The sequence below is a fragment of the Chryseobacterium sp. FW101-FHT12H09 genome (genome assembly GCF_058790395.1).
In genome coordinates this window covers 20,260-38,210 of sequence record NZ_JBYTCP010000003.1, presented here as the reverse complement: position 1 = coordinate 38,210, position 17,951 = coordinate 20,260, and the positions used below count along the sequence as shown (strand labels likewise).

Below are 17,951 nucleotides of genomic sequence, written 5' to 3'. Positions count from 1 at the left end.
CTTTGTTTTACAATTTATCTATAAAATCAGTGAGCTTCAAAAATTGAAGCCCACTGTATATTTTACTCGAAAAACTGTAAAAAAGAAAAGCCGGGATCGCGCATTTCTATTTCATTCGTAGCTGATTCAAGTTGAGCATCTGCAGCATAAATCATCATTCTTTCTTCATAATCTTTAATGGCTTCTTCAACAGTTTCAAATTTTCCTTCGGTAAGGTTTTCAGATAAAGTTAAGGCATCTACCAATCCAATATTTACACCTTGACCAGCAAACGGCGGCATCAGGTGTGCTGCATCTCCGATAAGCGTTATTGGAAGAGGGCGATCATTTTTCCAGGGTTTATCCAATGGCAATTTTCTTGTTGGTAATCCCACAAAAAATGAAGTTGCATGAAATACCTGTTGGAAGGGCCCACTCCAATCTGACAGTCTGTTTGAAAGGAACTCGATAACGGAGTCTTTATTCTCGAAGTCTAATGGGTGACCATAGTTCCATTCTTCAGGTTTCTGAATAATTAAACCATAGGTCAATGCACCATTATTATAAGGATTAGCAACGAATAAACTTCCATTATCTGCCGTCATTAATCTGCTGCCATCACAAAGCTGATAAGCTTCAGGACAATTGAGTTCAGGTGTAGGTACATCCCCCTGGATAATAAAGCTTCCGGTTTCTTCGATTTTAGCATCAGTTACATAGCTTCTTACTTTCGACATTCCTCCATTAGCTACGATAACAAAATCTGCAGTAGCATCGGGTTGATTTTCGAATTGTAATAGCCATTTTCCGTTTTGCACATCAAGATTTGTCAATTTTCTGTTCCAAACTACGGTATTAGCTGTTAGGCTGTTAAGTAATATTTTTCTTAAATGGTTTCTGTTTATTTCCGGATTATCATGCTGATTTTCAGGTGTAGATTTTCGGGTGTGTAACACATTACCTTGCTTATCAGCAAAGATGATTCCCATAGGAATTGCTTCAGAATAATAATTTTCCAAGAGTCCGGCTTTTTTCAAAGCTTCCTGTCCGGAAGTTTTATGAAGATCGAGAGTACCACCCCAAATTCTTGTTTGTGCATCATAATCTCTTTCGTAAACGGTTACATCTACACCTTTTTGTTGTAGTAACTTAGCCATTGTTAAACCAACTGGTCCACCACCGATGATCGCTACTTTTTTGTCTTTTAATAAATATTGCATGTCTTTTAATTTGTATGTTAATTTCAATACAAATTTCAGAAATGCTCTTGGCTCAGGCTTGTATAAATGCGACAAAATCATCACTTACCATCTGTCTTCTTTTTTTTGCTTTTCTGGCAAATGCAGCAGGTGTGATACCACTGTAGCGTTTGAATTCTCTACTTAAATGAGACTGATCAGTATATCCAAGATCAATGGCTAAACCTGCAATATTAGTTTCGGGATGAAGCCATAAATGATTTCGTGCCTGTTCAAACCGCATTAAACCGGATACATCTTTAACGGTATGGCCTGAAGATTCTTTGAATTTTCTTTCCAATGTCCGAACGGTAGCATGAGCAGCCTGAGCAACCTGGCTTACTGGTAAAGTGCCTTTAGCTTCAGTCATAGCTATTCCAGCTTTAAACAGCATACTATCTTTAGCAATTGCCTTATGCGCATTAAGGAAATATTCTTTGACGTGTTCTATTGCTTCATCTACTCTGCCATTTTGAATTAATGTATTTAATGTGGAATTAAGCTGTGCGATAGGATGTTCAAATGTATGGACTTCAACCTTACCTGATGGCAGTCCCAATAAATCAAAAACAGTCCATGGAAAACATCTGATGGCAATGATTTCTAGACGGTTTTTCATTTGAAATATAACAGGCTGATTCAGAAGTCCTATCATAAATGGGGATGGTAATGGTTGTAATGTTCCATTATAAGAAATACTGCATTCACCTCCAAAATGGAAAATAATCTCTGCATAACCGTCTGGGACTACCTCAAAATCTGATTGTGCTTCTTCAGAGTCTCTCCTGTTATACCAAAAGCATTTTATGGTATCCTGTAATTCCTCAGGAGCCTTAAATTCTTGATGATACATTTCGGGAGGTAGCATAATAGATGGGTGTTATTAATAAAAATCTGTTTAATAAAACGAATACCAATTTATAAATAAAACGACTACTATCAAAACACAATAAGAGAAATGAAGGAAGATTTTACTAATTTAACCGATTAAAATTATTGAAGAATGAATGAAAATAATCAGTACACAGCCTATGCCGTATCAAAGGATGGAACGCGTACGAAAATTGATGCAGAATCCATTATTATACAGCTTGACGAGGAGGAAATTGAAATATCACTGGTTATTCCACATCCGATTTTTCAGGGGAAGCTTACTTTGACGACTGGTTCTGCCGTTCAGGGGAGAAATCAGGAAAGAGGAGCTGGTGTACGTTTTGTTATTGAGCCCGGAGCTTCAAATGTAGTTCATATTACACCAAAGAAAAATAGTTGAAAACTTTAATAAAAAAATCTCCATACAGTTTCATTTTAAATAATTTAATTGAATGAAACTGTATGGAAATTAAAGAAAAAATTTATTTGTTATTGATCCAATCTAGGCTTGTTCGCAGATTACTTGGGAAATTTTTATTTTTTCCTCTTCTTCTCTTTCCTCTTCTTCGATCTCCGATTTTTTTGGGAAAGTGATAAAACTAAGTGCTAATGTAGTACCAAGCAATGCAATACTGATCCACACAATTTGATGAATCCCATATTTAGCAATGATAAATCCACCTACAAAAGCTCCCAGAGAGATGCCGATATTGTAACAAGATGTTAAAAGGCTATTGACAAATTCGAGCGCGCTATGAGGTACTGCCTGAGTAGTTCTGATATTTGGAACTAAAAAGCCTCCGGTATGAATCATTCCCCAGAGAGAAATAATAAGAACCATCGGTGTGAAAATTCCGCCAAAGTAATAGGCCAATATCTGAACTGAAATTAAAGAGATGAAAAATAATCTGACCGTTAATAACAGATTTCTGTTTAGAGCAAGACCCATCAACCAATTGCCGACAATTCCCATTCCGCCAAACAAAAGCAGCATGATACTGATCTCTGCCCCATCCATATGTGAAATTTTTTCAAGGTAAGCAGCCAGATAAGTATAACTTGAAAACATGGCTGCAAGAGTGAGAACGGTAGAGGTAAGATTAAGCCAAAGTTGAGGGTTTTTCAGTACATATAACTGATTATGTGATGTTTTATCCTTATTGGCAGGCATTGATGGGACAAAGAATAATAATCCCAAAAAGGCAATCAGGCTTATAAAACTTCCCACATAAAAAGAAGCTTGCCAATTGTTGAACAAATCTGCAGCATAAGTTGTGAGCGGAACACCTAAAACGGTAGCGAGACTAAGACCTGCCATAACTATAGAAACGGCTTTAGCACCACCCTGTTTAAAAGCTATTGCCATTGAGATATTCCAGAATAATGGATGTAGGAAAGCTGGTAGAACACGGGCCACCATCAACATCGTAAAATTGGTGGAAATAGAGGAAAGAAGATTGGATAATACAAATACTCCAAGTACCATACACAGTAAAAGTTTCCGATTTATCTTAGTCGTAAACGCGGTTATGAAAGGTGAGGAAACGGCTACTGTAAGAGCAAAAGCACTCAATAACCAACCTGCAGTATCGATAGATACATCAAATTCCCTACTGATATTGGGAAGAATACCAATCACCCCAAATTCTGTGGTGATAATACCAAAGGCTCCCAGGGCCAAAATATAAATCGATCGTTTCATGATGAGTCTTAAAATTATTTAGCAAAATTGAACAGATTTTTTTTAATATATCAGTATATTTTAATGATAAATGAGTAATTTTACGGGATGAATAAAGAAAATATAGACCGACTGGTTGATGTAGAATATTGTAAAACGGAAAAATGCCCCGTAAGGAACCTGCAGTTTTCTTTTTTTCAGATGGTGTATGTTATTTCAGGATCAGGATTTTTAGAAATAAATGATAATAAGGTTACTTATAATAAGGGAAGCCTGATCATGCTTACCCCTAACGATCAGCACTACTTTGATATTTCTGAAATATCAGAATTTTTATTTGTCAAATTTAGTGAAAACTATGTAAGAGAGTATAATTGGAAAAGTATCAATTGTATCGAATGTTTATTATACCATGCCTCTCATTTGTCGGGTTGTGTTTTAAAAAATAAGCCGGATGAATTTCTGGTAAAATCAATTGTTGATTCTCTTTTGCATAATATGAAACACCACGATCTTTATCAGGAAGATCTCACTCTGCATTATGTGAATGCATTAATTGTGATTGCAGCGAGAAATATATCAAAGATGAGACCCGTGAATGCTACAGTAAATTCGGATAAGAGAATGTTATCGATCATCGGTCATATTCAGACTCATATCTACGAACCACAGCAGTTAAAGGCTTCTGTTATCAGTAAGAAATTTGGTTTATCAGAAACTTATTTAGGGAGTTATTTTAAAAATCAATGTGGAGAAACCATTCAGAATTATATCTATAACTACAAAATGAGACTAATTGAGCACAGACTTATGTTCAGTGATATGCGGATCAATGAGATCGTTAATGAGTTTGGTTTTGCCGATGAAAGTCATTTAAATAAATTCTTTAAAAAGCGTCATAAAATAAGCTTAACTGAATTTAGAAAATCCAAACAGACAGTTAAAGAAATGGTTTAATTACAGAGGTTATAAAAGATTGTAATTCATTAAATTATAATTCAGTATCTTTAGACCAGTAATATTTAATTAAATCAAATATTGCTTATAATAACACCAAAACACTGAACACATGCCAAGTATTAATATTAAAAATTTTCAATCTAAAAGTGATCTGATAGTATATGAAACTGATGTTGAAAGCTCAGCAGATCTACTGGTTTATAAAACGAATTCTAAGTTGAAAGCTTTGGAAAATGAAGCTTTCTGGTACTTTGAAAATTTTGAGAACAGTTCTGATCGCTCGATTTGTTTTTCAAACTCTAAAGCAGCTTCTGATTTATCAATCCATTACGTGAGCAATGATGCAAGTGCCCGCTGGCAAAGTGAGCACCCACTGAAAGGTAAATTAAAAAACTGATCAATTTACAGATTAATAGAAATTACATTTTATAAAAGAAAACCACTGCATTGCAGTGGTTTTCTTTATTAACAAAAAGATCTTTTTATAATGCTGTTATCCTGAGACCTGCATTTCTTAAACCAGTTTAAGAAAATATAGTTTTTTTATTTCCAGTTTTGCTTTAATAATAATCAAGGAAAATTAAAGTACAAAATGAAAAAATCAGCAATTATCTCTGTTGCCTTTTGCCTTACTTTTGTCATGACTGCAAAGGCACAACATTCCGGGAATTCAACTGAAGCAGCAATACCCCCACGCGTTATCTTTAAACAATTTATCGAAACCTCAGGCCTTAAAGAACAGGAAGTAAAAATGGTTATTGTTAATTTTGCTCCGGGTGAAGTTTCTGCACCACACCGGCATCCTATACCTACTTTTGGCTATGTTCTGGAGGGTGAGTTGGAATCAACCTTCGATGGTAAGGTTTATCATTATAAAACGGGTGATGCTTTCTATGAAAAGCCGGAAGGATTGCATTCGGGAACAAGGAATATGAGCAAAAATAAGCCAGCTAAACTCCTTGCTTTTTTTGTTGGTGACAAAGGGAAACCATTTTTAATCCCTGAAAAAAAATAATATCCTTACATCCACATTTATCTAATAAAGTTATGAGTTATCGAAAAAATACATTGATTAAAACTTCTATAGGAAGGAAGATTGTAATGGCATTAAGTGGTTTATTTTTAATCAGCTTTCTTATTGTACATGCCTCGATTAATGCACTGATTTTTTATAATGATAATGGAGAAATATTTGGCATAGGAGCCCATTTTATGGCTACCAATCCAATAATCAGAACCATAGAGGTTTTTCTAATTATTGGATTTATTATTCATATTGTTCAGGGATATATGCTTTGGTATAAAAATAAAAAAGCCCGACCTGTGGGCTATGCCGTTAATAAAAATATCTCCGGGGTTACATGGTACAGTAAAAGTATGACTTTATTAGGGACATTACTCTTGCTGTTCCTGGTTATTCATACCCGAAATTTCTGGATTCCCAATCGAATTCATCAGTTTCAATTCGGAGAAGAATTGCCCTTGTATAAAATGATGATTGAAAAATTCACGAATCCTGTTGAAGTGGTTATATACCTTATCGGATGTTCCTCTCTTGCCTGGCATTTGGCACATGGTTTCCAAAGTGCATTCCGTTCCCTTGGAGGCAACCCCAACAAATTCAATTCCCTGATTCTGAATTTTGGATATGCTTTTGCTATAATAATACCATTAACACTAGCCATGATGCCCATATCAATTTATGTTGGATGGATAAAATAAGTGGAAAATACAATAATCCATAAAATCACAAACACTCATAGTGGCTTTTCCATTTCTTCACGTCTATTATACTTTTATTTTTATCAAAAATTAATAAATACTTATTTACGCTTCCACAGTACTTTATACCTTTTTTAGAGTTAGATATTATGTCAATTCTTAACGAATCATTTCTTAATGTTGTGAAAATAGCTATATGCGATGGTCCTTTAAATTTTTCTTTACTAAAAACTTTAGAATTTTTATAATACTTTGAGGTTTTCCAATCTTTTTTCCAATAAAGTTTATTCAATTTAATTAGACACTTATCTTTCTTATTATCAGCAATTGTCTTATCAATATTTAACCAGTTTCTGTAATTATCAGTTTTGTAAATGGGATAAGTCTTTTCATATATTGATATTCCATATGCATCTGAAGAAAGAATATCATTATAATACTTTTGAATACCATTATCAATAAAATCTTTGTTTATATAAATAATTCCTTTTTCATACAATGTATAATCACATTGTCCTTTTGTGATATTGAATATTAATAATAATATGATGACTAAAGTTTTCATATTATATAATCTGAACATTCAAACTTCTAAAGGATTCCAGCTCATCATGATCAGCAGGCAAATCCGTAATTAAAACATCAAGATCTGTAATATCACAAATCTTAAGAGGTTCCGTACGTCGTAGTTTACTTTGGTTGGCCAGTGCAATTGTTTTTTTTGAAGACCTGATCATGGTTCTTTTCGTTTCTACATCGCTAATGGAGGTGGCTGAAGCCCCAAAATTTGCGTCCACAGCACAGGTTCCCATGATAAAGAGGTCTGCAATAAACTTAGAGGCTTCATTACAGGTGGTGTTTCCTGTGGTCACTGCCAAATCATCATCATATACTCCACCCAAAAAGATCAGCTCTACTTTTTTAAACTTACTCAATATGGGAATAAGTGAGGTATTGTTAGTAATGATCCGGATATTGATATCAGCAGGCATATAATTGGCAACCGCACAGGTGGTAGTTCCGCCGTCCAAAAATATGGTCATACCATCTTTGATAAATTGCTGTGCTTTTAAAGCAATAACATTTTTCTCATCAGCTAGAAAAGATTGTCTGTCATGAAATGAAAGCGGATCTTTTTCTCTTGATATGGCACCACCACGAACTTTGGATAAAAGTCCATTCCGGTGAAGCTGCTCTATATCTCTTCTTATGGTATCTTCAGAGACGTTAAGGTCTTCAGCTAAATCTTCAAACTTAACTTTATTTTTTTTCTTTAATTGAGTCAATATGACCTGAAAACGCTCTTCTTTTAACATGATGATGGATTATTTCTGAATTTATAGATGATAGCGACCAGAACAAACAGCAAAGCTATGATTTCGAATGCAACCGTCAAAGAAAAATGATGCGCAATAAAACCCAATAAAGCAGGACCAGCCAGCGATCCGGCATATCCTATTGTAGTAATAGCAGGAATAGCAACCGTTGAAGAGATCCCGGAAATTCTTCCGCCTTCACTGAAAAATACAGGAACGATGTTCGCGGCTCCCATTCCAAGCAATATAAATCCAACAAGTGATAATGGTATCCAGGGACTGAAAGTTAAAAGTGTAACTCCTAATGAAGCTACTATACTTCCTCCTATCACCACCACTCTGCTGTTTAGTTTACTGACAAGAGAATCTCCGGATAACCTCATGACAGCCATGGCTACAGAAAAGGCAGCATAACCAATTCCTGAAAATTCATGCTCAACGCCTTTATCATCTCTTAAAAATACAGCACTCCAATCCAGCATAGCTCCTTCTGATAGGAAAACGATAAAACACATCAGTCCTAATACCAAAACTTTTGAATCGAGCCACTGAAAACGGCTTGTAGTTTGACTTTCCACATCAACGTGAGAAAATTTAAGAATAATTTCCCTTTCTGTTTCATAATCAAAAAGATATCGGAATTGAATTACCAGAAGAAAGATAAGTAATATGGATATACTTATTGCCGCATAAATAGGATTCAACCCTAATTTCATTAAGAAACCTAAGCCTAGAGATCCGAAAAGTCCACCAACACTGAAAAGCCCATGCAAAGAAGACATAATAGGTTTTCCATATTCATTCTGTACCTGCACACCATGAGCATTCATAGCAACATCAATCGTTCCTATACTGCATCCGAATGCGAATAAAACGGTTCCCATTACATAAACATCAGATATGACCAATAGCCATGGTAATATTATAGCACTGAATAAAACACTTACAGCAATAACTTTTCGACTGCCTATCTTATTAATCATCATTCCTGATAAAGGCATCATTAGCAATGCTCCACCACCCAATAAAAGAAGTAACAATCCCAAATCTGCTTCATTTAATCCAAGTCTGTCTTTTGCCAGGGGAACCATAGGAGCCCAACTCGAAATTCCCAATCCACAGACTAGAAATATCAATTGAGTGGCGGTTTTTGCTTTCGCTATTGTTTTAAGTTTCATTAATCTGATTATTTTATTTTGCAAACTTATGCAAATTTGCATAAGTTTGCAAAATATTTAGAGATAATATTTGAAAACTTAAATATAGAAAAAATGAAATTTGATCACTTTGCCTTATGGTGTAACCATATAGAACTGATGCGAAAGTTCTATTTGAATTATTTTGAAATGGAAAGCAATGAGAAATATGAAAATCAAACTAAAAGATTTGCTTCCTATTTCTTATCATTTAAAAACAATCCTTCTGCAAGACTGGAGCTCATGGAACGTCCGGATATTACCGAGAATGATGGGACAAGAGGAATGCTAATGGGATATGCTCATCTGGCTATATCTGTAGGAAATAAAGAAAAAGTGGATAGTCTGACAAAGAAATTACAGGATGACGGATATACTGTTATTGGAGAACCAAGAACCACGGGTGATGGTTATTATGAAAGTATTGTAAAAGATCCCGAAGGTAATTGGATTGAGATCACTGAATGATCGTAACGAAAATGGATAATTGACTGTGATATTATGTGGAAAGATTCTTTTTTAGTTAAAATTTTAGAACAGAAAATTATGAAATATTTAATAAAAATTTGTTTAGTTCTGTTTAGATAATGCTCTATTTTTGAAAAAACATCACAAATTAGAGATATAATAAGTGCAGTATTCTTTCCTTCCATTCAATAATTAATTTTAAAAAAATACCATAGAGCGAAAATTTTACTCTGTTTCAGTTTAATTAATACTAACTAAAAAAAAGTTTTCTATGAAAAAACTATGGTTTCTAACAGCATTGACTGCTGTTTTTATTGCAGTGAACTCTTGTGAAGAAGACAGGTCCACTGATCTGCCTCCTGGGAGTAATCCAAATGTTCAAAAGTATCAGCGTATTGTTGATCAGTTTATGGCAGCCGGAGCTGTGGGAGTGAATGTAGCGGTAATTTCTCCTGAAGGTACCTGGACTGGTTCCGGTGGATTGGCCGACAGAGAAAAGAATATCAAAATGTCCACGGATAACAGGCTTCGTATCGGGAGTATGACCAAAATGTTTGCAGCTACAACTATTTTAAAATTACAGGAAGAGGGTTTGTTGAATATTAAAGATAAAATTAACCAATACCTTCCCCACAGTATTACAGATCGTATCGCCAATGCCAATGAGGTAACGATCGAGCAATGTCTTAATCACAGAGCGGGAATCCATAACTATTTACCGGATATTGCTCCAGGTGTTTTTGATGGAAGTATCGTTAATTATTCTGCAGAGCAGACACTGCAACTTATTTATGACAAACCGGCTGATGATCCTGTTGGAAAAGGATATTACAGCAATTCCAATTATCTCTTACTTTCTCTTATCATTAAAAAAGTAACTGGGAAACCATCTTATCAGGTAATCAATGAGAAAGTGATCACACCACTTGGGCTGAAAAATACAACTGCGAGTACCCTACTGCCGGATAAACTTACCCGATCCTATTATGCTGAAACGATCAGTGATCCTCTGACTGACGTAACTCACATAGATAATAATGGTATCGGTGGTGAAGGGGCGATAGATGGTGGAATGATATCAACGGCTTCAGATATTACCCTATTTGTAGAAAGTTTATTAACAGGGAAGATCCTCTCACCTACCTCTATGCAGCAACTGCAAACCTTTGTAGATAATGATCCAGCACGACTGGAACCGGATCTGAAATATAATAAACAGTATGGATTGGGGCTGATGAAACTGGATACAAATCAGGGAGTGGCTTTAGGACATGACGGGCATGTATTTGGATTTGGTGGTAAATCCTATTATTTCCCAAAACAAAAAGTAACGGTCTGCATCCTTCTTAATACCTGGTCACCAAAGGTGGTCGCCTTATTGAATGCAAAAGATACCTTCAATTTGTTGTTTTAATAAAGAAGTTTAGAATATCAATTCAAAATAAAACAGTCCTGTTATGGGACTGTTTTCATATTTTTAACATAAACAGATCCCAGAGCAAATAAGCATAGAATTCCGACAATAAATCCCCCTACAACATCGGTAAACCAATGTGCTCCCAGATAAATACGGGAAAAAGCTCCAAAGAATATCATCAGGAGACAAAGGGTTATAAGAAGTATTCTTATTGTATATCTTATTTTCTTCATATGAAGGAAAATAAGAATTAGTGCTCCGAAAAAAGTGGTATAGAATAAGACATGTCCACTTGGAAAACTCTGATACTGGGTCTTTTCTAAGAGAACAATCAGATCCTGAGAAGGACGGGGTCTGTTGATGAGTATTTTCAGGATTAATCCAACGATCCCTGATAGTAATGTCGATAGAACGAGAATCGCTTCTTTTTTATACTGTAATAAGACCAATAGTAAAGAAGTGAGAAAAACCATCACGACGGATACTGGTGTTCTTCCCAACCAACTGACACCTATCATTAATGTATTAAGATTCTGGGTTTGATTTTCCTGGATCTCTTGAGAAATATGAAGATCTAAATATTCAGGGGAAATGAAGGTAACAAAGAGGCTCAACATAATAAATATAACCACTAAACTTATCAGTGTTGAATAGAATAAGAGCCTTTTATTAGCCTCCAGGTAGGTTATGAATTTCATATTTTAAAAATTAATCATGACAAGATAGCATTCGAATTTCAAATTAATCTTGAATTTTCTAGAAGTCAAATCAATCTCATTGCAACGCTAAGCATCTTTGATAACAAAATGTGTGCTAATGCAAGGTTTTGGGGATAGAATTATCCATAAAATAAATAAACATAAAAAAGCCGGAGTTCAGATACTCCGGCCACAAATTGCTAAAATTTGTTATATAGTAAATGGATAGACCCTTTTCCAGAATTCTTCCAGAATTTGTCCCGATTTTCGACACTTTAAAAGATATTTAAATAATAAGTAGGATTAAAAAGCCTTTAAATTTGTGACGATGGAGAATGTTTTATGTGTTGTACGACCGTTTAGATTAAAAAAAATTACCGGAGCCTTATTTTTGTTTGCCGGTCTTCTTTTACAGGCCCAGATCAGTCCACCCGGTTTAGGTGAGGCCAATACTGCATTTTGGGGTGCATTTGGTGTTAGACGCCAGCTGGATTCTTTAGGAACGAAACAGGCTTTAAGCTATATTGCCATAGGACGTAAGAGTCAGCCCGATCAGGATAATTTATTCTCAAAGCAAGCCATTTTTGTGTTGAATCACGAAGTGTATCATTCTTTTGCTCCCCATCAACAGTATAGCTATGCGATAAGCTATCGTCGACAACCTCAATATGATGAGGTTTCACCTTATGAAAAAGAAGGCACAGAACAGGAATTCAGGATTTACGGAAGATATGCCTATACCTTTAAATTTGGAGAAAGATGGAAACTGAAAAATACGATCCGACAGGAATTCAGAAAGTTTTTTGATCCCGATTTTCACAATGTGGAAGAAAACTTCCAATTAAGAACCCGTATCAAAAGCCAGATCACCTATAGTCTGCCATCAGAGAATCATCAGAAACTCATGCTCAGTGTAGAAGGGCTGTTTTCTGTGAGTCATCTTAATGAACCGGAGTCGGAATGGACTCCTTTTGGATACCGGGAAATGCGTATTGCTGCCTATTATATGTTTAATATTCCAAATTCTCCTTTTACAGTAGATATCGGTTATATGGATGATCTGATCAGAGGGAGTCACAGCATTCATAAAGGCGGAGTTCATTATCTGGCTGCTGATCTGATCTGGAACCTGCCTTATAAAAAGAAATAAGTTTTACATATTATTTAAACTTGTTTCTGGGTAATCCGATTTCATGAGCCTGTGGGTAAGGAGGTCGGTTGGTCATACTTACATCTTCTTTAATTTGCTTATGAATATCATATTGCATTTCTTTATCATAGGCATATCTTGGATCGGGAATAAATGGCATCTTAGCCATTTTAGTGACTGTAATGGTAGGAAAATGAAAATCGACTTCTACAATTCCTAAAAGCAAATAACATCCGCCACCCTGAAATGAATAGTTTTCAAGGCTGTCCGGAAAATGAGCGGTATCAAAATAATCCCCGTTTACATCGATCCAGGTTCCAAAATACATAGTTCCTTTCTTGGTCGGAACATGTTTTCTGGAGATCAGATAAGCCATCATCTTCACTTGTTTCTTATGGTACTGTAGCAGGTCTTTTACAAAAACGGAACCCCTGTATTGGGTCTTCAATAAATCAAAAGGGCCGCATGATACGGTAAATCCCAGAATTTCAATTTCATCAAAAGCATCTTCAAAAGTTTCCCTTTTCAACTGGGGAAGCTTGTATTCCTTAACGGGTTCTTCAATTAACATCAAACCCCTGTTTTCTGGTTTGAAATTCACGAGAAGCATTCTGATTTCTACCAGTAATTCATTTTTTTGTTTTCCTGTAAATCTGAAAGCTCCGATGAAAATGAGGATCTGCGCGGTTTCGAGTCCGATGGGGACTCTGCGGATAAAATCTTCTAAGGATTTGTAATCCCCATTTCTGATTCTTTCTTCAATGATAAAATGGGCAATTCTCGTTTCAAGTCCCTGCAAATGCATAAAACCCAGATAGATCTCTTTTCCGTGCAAGGTGGTTTGAAATTCACTGGTATTTACACAAGGATTGCAGACAATCCCACCGGACATTTTGGTTTCATGAATATAAACCTCAGTACGGTAGAACCCACCCATATTATTGATCACAGAAACCATGAACTCTAACGGGTAGTATACTTTTAGATATAAACTCTGATAACTTTCTACGGCATAGGAAGCCGAATGTGCCTTACAGAAAGAATATCCGGCAAAGGACTCGATCTGGCGGTATGCTTCAGCAGTCAGCTGTAACGAATGCCCTTTGTCTTTACAGGATTTGAAAAAATTAGCTTTTACTTCCTGAAGCTTTTCAATGGAACGGCCTTTTCCACTCATCGCTCTTCGGAGAATATCTCCGTCTGCTAATGTTAATCCTCCAAAATACTGGGAAATTTTGATTACATCTTCCTGATAGACCATAATTCCATAGGTTTCTTTCAGATGTTCCTCAAATACAGAGTGAAAATATTCGAACTGATCGGGATGATTATGCCGAAAGATATATTCGCGCATCATTCCGCTTTGGGCGACACCAGGTCTGATAATCGAGGAGGCAGCCACTAAAATTTTATAATTGTCGCATTTTAGTCGTCGCAAAAGTCCGCGCATGGCAGGACTTTCAATATAAAAACAACCTATTGTTTTGCCTTGTGCCAAATATTCATTGCATACTTCTTCATCTTTAGAAATGGAAGTGTCCCTAATATCTATTTCGATATTCCGGGTTTTTTTGATCAGTTTAACGGTATCATTAATCGTTCCTAAGCCTCTTTGGGAAAGAATGTCGAACTTTTCAAAACTGATATCTTCAGCCACATTCATATCGAACTGAACAATGGGAAATCCTTTTGGGGGCATTTCAAGGGCTGTAAAATGGGTAATAGGTTCTTCTGAAATCAGAATTCCACAGGCATGCATGCTTCTTTGATTCGGAAACTTTTCCAATAGCTTACCATATTTATGAACAAGCTTCACCACTGGGTTTATATCATGAAATTCTATCCGTTGACTGGTCAGCTCATCCAGCTCTTCTTTCGGTAGGCCAAAGACCTTTCCAACTTCCCGTAATATCGATTTGTATTTAAATTCAACATTGGTTCCGCAGAAGGCGACATGTTCTTTTCCGTACCGGTCAAAGATATATTGCAAAATGGTATCTCTTTCCTGCCAGCTCCAGTCGATATCAAAATCAGGTGGGGTCTTTCGGTTTAGATTGAGAAATCGTTCAAAATAAAGATCAAGTTCCAAAGGGCAGATATCCGTAATTTCCAAACAAAAGCTGACGATACTATTGGCACCACTTCCCCGTCCTACATGCATAAAACCCATTCTGTTGCTGTATCTTATAATATCCCAGACGATCAGAAAATAAGAACTAAAATTGAGCTCATCAATGACTTTAAGTTCTTTTTCAACCCTTGCTGTGGCTATTTCATGATCCAAGCCATAGCGTTTTTTTAACCCTAAATACGCCAGTCGGGTCAGCATTTTAAGATCTCCTTCTTTAGACCGGGTGTAATGCAGTTTGTTTTTAACTTTTTTATAGTCAAACTCAAAATGACAGGCATTCAGGATATGCTGTGTATTTTTAATAATGTCAGGATATTGCTGGAAAGAATCTCTGAGACTTTGTTCCTGCTTAAAATATTCCGTTTTATGGCAAGTTTCGTTTTCAGTTAGTTTAGTGAGAAGTGTATTGTTATCTATAGCTCTGAGAATTCGGTGTAAATTATAATCTTTCTTGGTGGCAAATGTTATCGGATGGAGAATCACCATTTTATGGGTGAGACTTTGATATTCAGGGCGTATAAGAAGCGTTAATTCTTCTTCCCGGAGACCTATGAATTCATTTTCTTTTAATACTTCGGGAATATTTTCTTTCGGATAAATAACAAATACATTGGCAAATTCGGGAGCAGTTGCCGTTAAATTTTTCTCCTCACAGTTATAGTCTGTAATGATCCGGTTGATTTCCCCAATACCACTGAATTCCTTTGCAATCGCAACATAAAGAAGTCTGCCTTCTTTCCTTATTTCAACTCCGGTAATGGGTTTTATACCACAATCATCACATAGGGTTTTAAACTCGTAAATCCCGGTGATGGTATTGATATCCGTTAAAACCAGTTCCTTAACTCCCAGCTCATAAGCCTGTTTTACTAATTCCTTTACGGATAATGTGCCATAACGAAGGCTGTGAAAAGAATGACAATTGAGAAACATAGCGTTAGAGTAATCTGTTTTTATTTTCTAAATCAAACCCTGAAGCCCTGCCGACAGCTTGTGCTCCAAAACGGTTTTTGATGTAATCCATCGACTGATACAGGTTCATCAGTTCTTCAGTGTCTTCGAAAAGATCCATCTGGTGATTTCCATGAACCAGTCCTGTGAAGCGTAAACCTACCAAACGAAGACGCATTCTTCTGGTATAGGCTTTTTGAAATAATTCCAGGGCAACCCGTGAAAGCGTGTGATCCGCAGACGTATAGGATACCTTGCATTGTTTGGTTTCTGTATCAAAATTGGAATACCGGATCTTAATAGTTACCGTTGAAGTCAGCCATTTTTCCTTCCGCAGCTGATAAGCCAACTGCTCTGCCATTCCTGATATTAATCCTTTTAAAGAGATAATATCCATGGTATCATTTGAAAAAGTCCTTTCTGTGGAGATCGATTTTCTTTCCGAATAAGGAATGACCGGATTTTCATCAATGCCATTTGCTTTTTTCCATAGTTCAATTCCGTTTTTACCAATCATCTGCTGCAGCACCAGGACAGGCATGTCGGATAGAGTATGGATGGTACGGATGCCTATTCTCGAAAGAAGCTGAAAGGTAGCATTGCCCACCATCGGAATTTTTCTTATGGATAAAGGATTGAGAAATCCTTGCATATTCTGAGGTTCTATTTGCAGTTTTCCTTCAGGTTTAGATTCCCCGCTTCCTATTTTTGAAACGGTTTTGTTGTTGGATAGGGCAAAGCTGATCGGAAGACCTGTTTCTTTGGTTACCGCAGCAGCAATTTCTTTCGTCCATTGATAGCATCCAAAAAACTGATCCATTCCGGACAGGTCAAGGTAAAATTCATCAACACTCGCCTTCTCCATGACCGGAACTTTACTTTGGATCACCTCTGTTACCAAATGAGATAAATTAGAATACAATTCATGGTCTCCACGGATTACTTTAGCATCGGGACAGAGTTTAAGTGCCATTCTTATAGGCATTGCAGAACGAACGCCGAATTTTCTTGCTTCATAGGAACATGATGCTACTACTCCACGGTCCCCACCTCCGATGATCAGGGGGATTCCGTTAAGTTCTGAATTATTAAGACGCTCACAGGACACAAAAAAGGTATCCAGGTCCATATGTACAATCGATCGTTCCACGGAACAAAATTAGTTACAATTTATATCAAAATGATTATATTTGTTGCTATAATTTATAGCAATGTCAGTTTTAGCAGAAAACATCAGGTATCTGAGAGATCAATTAAAATTATCTCAACAAGCGGTAGCGGATCACTTATCAATCACCCGTGGTCGATATGCCAAATATGAAGATGGTGCTTCACAGCCTCCAATAGAATTATTGATTAAAATATCCAGATACTACAGGATAAGTATTGATCTGATGGTCACCATAGATCTCAAAAAATACCCCTTGAATGATATTGTTAATTTACCTGATAACAGAATTGTACTTCCTGTTGTAGTAGATCAATCCGGGAATAACAGTATTGAAATCATTCCTCAAAAAGCATCGATGGGATATCTGTCCGGATATACAGATCCCGGTTATATCGAAAGCCTGCAGAATATTTCGTTACCCTTTCTTACGAATGGAAAATATAGGGCTTTTCCTGTAGAAGGAGATTCTATGCCCCCTTTTAAAGATGGCGCTTATATTGTCGGAAAATATATTGAAAAAACAGAAGATCTAAAAGCTGATAAAACATACATTTTCGTAACGCTGAATGATGGTATTACCTATAAAAGATTTAAATCCAGAAAAGAAAATACAATTCATGTCGGTGCTGATAATCCGTTTTATGAGCCATATGACATTCTTCTGAGTGATGTATTGGAAATCTGGGAATATGCCTGTAGTATTTCTACCCAGGAATTTGAAACTGAAAATAATACCCAAAATGTGAAAGATATGTTTCTGGAATTACGGAAAGATATTAAAGATTTGAATAAAAAATTTTCGGAATTGTAATAAATTTTCGGATAAAAATCCACAGTTGATAAATCCACTAAAAGGATTAAAAGGAATTGTTGTAAATATTTGAATATCAAATTTATCAGGAGATATACCTGGTTCGTCAAAATTTTATTTAATATAATAATACCATAAATATTTGATGTTAAATATGAAAATAAATAATGTTTTTGAGTAAAATGGCAC

Annotated in this window: 18 protein-coding genes; 9 read left to right on the top strand and 9 right to left on the bottom strand. The window is 35.9% G+C overall.

Annotation, left to right across the window (positions count from 1 at the left end; genetic code table 11):
• Positions 1–62 precede the first annotated feature (62 nt).
• Both AC3WRL_RS10850 and AC3WRL_RS10845 read right to left on the bottom strand, forming a co-directional pair.
• The gene (locus tag AC3WRL_RS10850; RefSeq protein WP_492330268.1) at positions 63–1,199 is read right to left on the bottom strand and encodes an FAD-dependent oxidoreductase; all 1,137 of its coding nucleotides are present in this window, start codon (positions 1,197–1,199) and stop codon (positions 63–65) included.
• Positions 1,200–1,251: 52 nt separating this feature from the next.
• Positions 1,252–2,085, bottom strand: a complete 834-nt coding sequence (locus tag AC3WRL_RS10845; RefSeq protein ID WP_492330267.1) for a helix-turn-helix domain-containing protein — start codon at positions 2,083–2,085, stop codon at positions 1,252–1,254.
• Positions 2,086–2,220: 135 nt separating this feature from the next.
• Here AC3WRL_RS10845 and AC3WRL_RS10840 point away from each other — a divergent pair, with 135 nt between their 5' ends.
• Positions 2,221–2,490, top strand: coding sequence for a hypothetical protein (locus tag AC3WRL_RS10840; protein WP_214824796.1), 270 nt, complete (start codon positions 2,221–2,223; stop codon positions 2,488–2,490).
• A 102-nt stretch (positions 2,491–2,592) separates the two neighbouring features.
• On the opposite strand, the gene AC3WRL_RS10835 is transcribed toward AC3WRL_RS10840, so the two are convergent.
• Entirely contained in the window at positions 2,593–3,792 is a 1,200-nt protein-coding gene (locus tag AC3WRL_RS10835; RefSeq protein WP_492330266.1) for an MFS transporter, read from the bottom strand.
• Between the two features lie 87 nt (positions 3,793–3,879).
• Here AC3WRL_RS10835 and AC3WRL_RS10830 point away from each other — a divergent pair, with 87 nt between their 5' ends.
• The 4 genes from AC3WRL_RS10830 (at position 3,880) to AC3WRL_RS10815 (ending at position 6,453) form a co-directional block, all read left to right on the top strand.
• Complete coding sequence (locus AC3WRL_RS10830; RefSeq protein WP_214824803.1) at positions 3,880–4,728, top strand: helix-turn-helix domain-containing protein; 849 nt, start codon at positions 3,880–3,882, stop codon at positions 4,726–4,728.
• A gap of 112 nt (positions 4,729–4,840) precedes the next feature.
• On the top strand, positions 4,841–5,128 hold the full coding sequence (locus tag AC3WRL_RS10825; protein WP_214824805.1) for a 7(1) septoil knot domain-containing protein: 288 nt from the start codon (positions 4,841–4,843) through the stop codon (positions 5,126–5,128).
• Positions 5,129–5,323: 195 nt separating this feature from the next.
• Complete coding sequence (locus tag AC3WRL_RS10820; RefSeq protein ID WP_214824807.1) at positions 5,324–5,746, top strand: cupin domain-containing protein; 423 nt, start codon at positions 5,324–5,326, stop codon at positions 5,744–5,746.
• Positions 5,747–5,778: 32 nt separating this feature from the next.
• Complete coding sequence (locus AC3WRL_RS10815) at positions 5,779–6,453, top strand: succinate dehydrogenase cytochrome b subunit (protein WP_214824808.1); 675 nt, start codon at positions 5,779–5,781, stop codon at positions 6,451–6,453.
• Between the two features lie 25 nt (positions 6,454–6,478).
• On the opposite strand, the gene AC3WRL_RS10810 is transcribed toward AC3WRL_RS10815, so the two are convergent.
• From AC3WRL_RS10810 to AC3WRL_RS10800, 3 genes are read right to left on the bottom strand one after another with little or no spacing between them, the layout of a single operon-like run.
• Complete coding sequence (locus tag AC3WRL_RS10810; RefSeq protein ID WP_214824809.1) at positions 6,479–7,018, bottom strand: hypothetical protein; 540 nt, start codon at positions 7,016–7,018, stop codon at positions 6,479–6,481.
• Position 7,019: 1 nt separating this feature from the next.
• Positions 7,020–7,769: a DeoR/GlpR family DNA-binding transcription regulator gene (locus tag AC3WRL_RS10805; protein WP_214824810.1), complete on the bottom strand. Its 750-nt coding sequence runs from the start codon at positions 7,767–7,769 to the stop codon at positions 7,020–7,022.
• Positions 7,763–8,947, bottom strand: coding sequence for an MFS transporter (locus AC3WRL_RS10800; protein WP_214824811.1), 1,185 nt, complete (start codon positions 8,945–8,947; stop codon positions 7,763–7,765). Before AC3WRL_RS10800 ends, AC3WRL_RS10805 begins: the two co-directional genes overlap by 7 nt.
• Before the next feature lie 93 nt (positions 8,948–9,040).
• Between AC3WRL_RS10800 and AC3WRL_RS10795 the strand changes: the two genes are divergently transcribed.
• Positions 9,041–9,433, top strand: coding sequence for a VOC family protein (locus tag AC3WRL_RS10795; protein WP_214824812.1), 393 nt, complete (start codon positions 9,041–9,043; stop codon positions 9,431–9,433).
• Between the two features lie 271 nt (positions 9,434–9,704).
• Positions 9,705–10,847, top strand: coding sequence for a serine hydrolase domain-containing protein (locus AC3WRL_RS10790; RefSeq protein ID WP_214824814.1), 1,143 nt, complete (start codon positions 9,705–9,707; stop codon positions 10,845–10,847).
• A gap of 41 nt (positions 10,848–10,888) precedes the next feature.
• Here AC3WRL_RS10790 and AC3WRL_RS10785 read toward each other — a convergent pair whose 3' ends face one another.
• Positions 10,889–11,548: a phosphatase PAP2 family protein gene (locus tag AC3WRL_RS10785; RefSeq protein WP_214824816.1), complete on the bottom strand. Its 660-nt coding sequence runs from the start codon at positions 11,546–11,548 to the stop codon at positions 10,889–10,891.
• Between the two features lie 328 nt (positions 11,549–11,876).
• Between AC3WRL_RS10785 and AC3WRL_RS10780 the strand changes: the two genes are divergently transcribed.
• A complete protein-coding gene (locus tag AC3WRL_RS10780) occupies positions 11,877–12,698 on the top strand; it encodes a hypothetical protein (protein ID WP_492330265.1) in 822 nt (273 codons plus the stop codon).
• A gap of 10 nt (positions 12,699–12,708) precedes the next feature.
• On the opposite strand, the gene AC3WRL_RS10775 is transcribed toward AC3WRL_RS10780, so the two are convergent.
• Entirely contained in the window at positions 12,709–15,762 is a 3,054-nt protein-coding gene (locus tag AC3WRL_RS10775) for a DNA polymerase III subunit alpha (RefSeq protein WP_492330264.1), read from the bottom strand.
• A gap of 4 nt (positions 15,763–15,766) precedes the next feature.
• Positions 15,767–16,930: a DNA polymerase IV gene (dinB, locus tag AC3WRL_RS10770; RefSeq protein WP_261512251.1), complete on the bottom strand. Its 1,164-nt coding sequence runs from the start codon at positions 16,928–16,930 to the stop codon at positions 15,767–15,769.
• A gap of 61 nt (positions 16,931–16,991) precedes the next feature.
• Here dinB and AC3WRL_RS10765 point away from each other — a divergent pair, with 61 nt between their 5' ends.
• Entirely contained in the window at positions 16,992–17,762 is a 771-nt protein-coding gene (locus AC3WRL_RS10765; RefSeq protein WP_214824829.1) for an XRE family transcriptional regulator, read from the top strand.
• Positions 17,763–17,951: the final 189 nt, after the last annotated feature.

What these genes read in the sequence shown, in the direction of transcription:
- AC3WRL_RS10840 (WP_214824796.1), top strand. Translation starts at nt 2,221, where the DNA reads ATGAATGAAAATAATCAGTACACAGCCTATGCCGTATCAAAGGATGGA.
- AC3WRL_RS10795 (WP_214824812.1), top strand. Translation starts at nt 9,041, where the DNA reads ATGAAATTTGATCACTTTGCCTTATGGTGTAACCATATAGAACTGATG.
- AC3WRL_RS10815 (WP_214824808.1), top strand. Translation starts at nt 5,779, where the DNA reads ATGAGTTATCGAAAAAATACATTGATTAAAACTTCTATAGGAAGGAAG.
- AC3WRL_RS10800 (WP_214824811.1), bottom strand. Translation starts at nt 8,947, where the DNA reads ATGAAACTTAAAACAATAGCGAAAGCAAAAACCGCCACTCAATTGATA.
- AC3WRL_RS10775 (WP_492330264.1), bottom strand. Translation starts at nt 15,762, where the DNA reads ATGTTTCTCAATTGTCATTCTTTTCACAGCCTTCGTTATGGCACATTA.
- AC3WRL_RS10825 (WP_214824805.1), top strand. Translation starts at nt 4,841, where the DNA reads ATGCCAAGTATTAATATTAAAAATTTTCAATCTAAAAGTGATCTGATA.
- AC3WRL_RS10835 (WP_492330266.1), bottom strand. Translation starts at nt 3,792, where the DNA reads ATGAAACGATCGATTTATATTTTGGCCCTGGGAGCCTTTGGTATTATC.
- AC3WRL_RS10845 (WP_492330267.1), bottom strand. Translation starts at nt 2,085, where the DNA reads ATGCTACCTCCCGAAATGTATCATCAAGAATTTAAGGCTCCTGAGGAA.
- AC3WRL_RS10780 (WP_492330265.1), top strand. Translation starts at nt 11,877, where the DNA reads ATGGAGAATGTTTTATGTGTTGTACGACCGTTTAGATTAAAAAAAATT.
- AC3WRL_RS10805 (WP_214824810.1), bottom strand. Translation starts at nt 7,769, where the DNA reads ATGTTAAAAGAAGAGCGTTTTCAGGTCATATTGACTCAATTAAAGAAA.
- AC3WRL_RS10790 (WP_214824814.1), top strand. Translation starts at nt 9,705, where the DNA reads ATGAAAAAACTATGGTTTCTAACAGCATTGACTGCTGTTTTTATTGCA.
- AC3WRL_RS10785 (WP_214824816.1), bottom strand. Translation starts at nt 11,548, where the DNA reads ATGAAATTCATAACCTACCTGGAGGCTAATAAAAGGCTCTTATTCTAT.
- AC3WRL_RS10850 (WP_492330268.1), bottom strand. Translation starts at nt 1,199, where the DNA reads ATGCAATATTTATTAAAAGACAAAAAAGTAGCGATCATCGGTGGTGGA.
- AC3WRL_RS10830 (WP_214824803.1), top strand. Translation starts at nt 3,880, where the DNA reads ATGAATAAAGAAAATATAGACCGACTGGTTGATGTAGAATATTGTAAA.
- AC3WRL_RS10820 (WP_214824807.1), top strand. Translation starts at nt 5,324, where the DNA reads ATGAAAAAATCAGCAATTATCTCTGTTGCCTTTTGCCTTACTTTTGTC.
- AC3WRL_RS10810 (WP_214824809.1), bottom strand. Translation starts at nt 7,018, where the DNA reads ATGAAAACTTTAGTCATCATATTATTATTAATATTCAATATCACAAAA.
- AC3WRL_RS10765 (WP_214824829.1), top strand. Translation starts at nt 16,992, where the DNA reads ATGTCAGTTTTAGCAGAAAACATCAGGTATCTGAGAGATCAATTAAAA.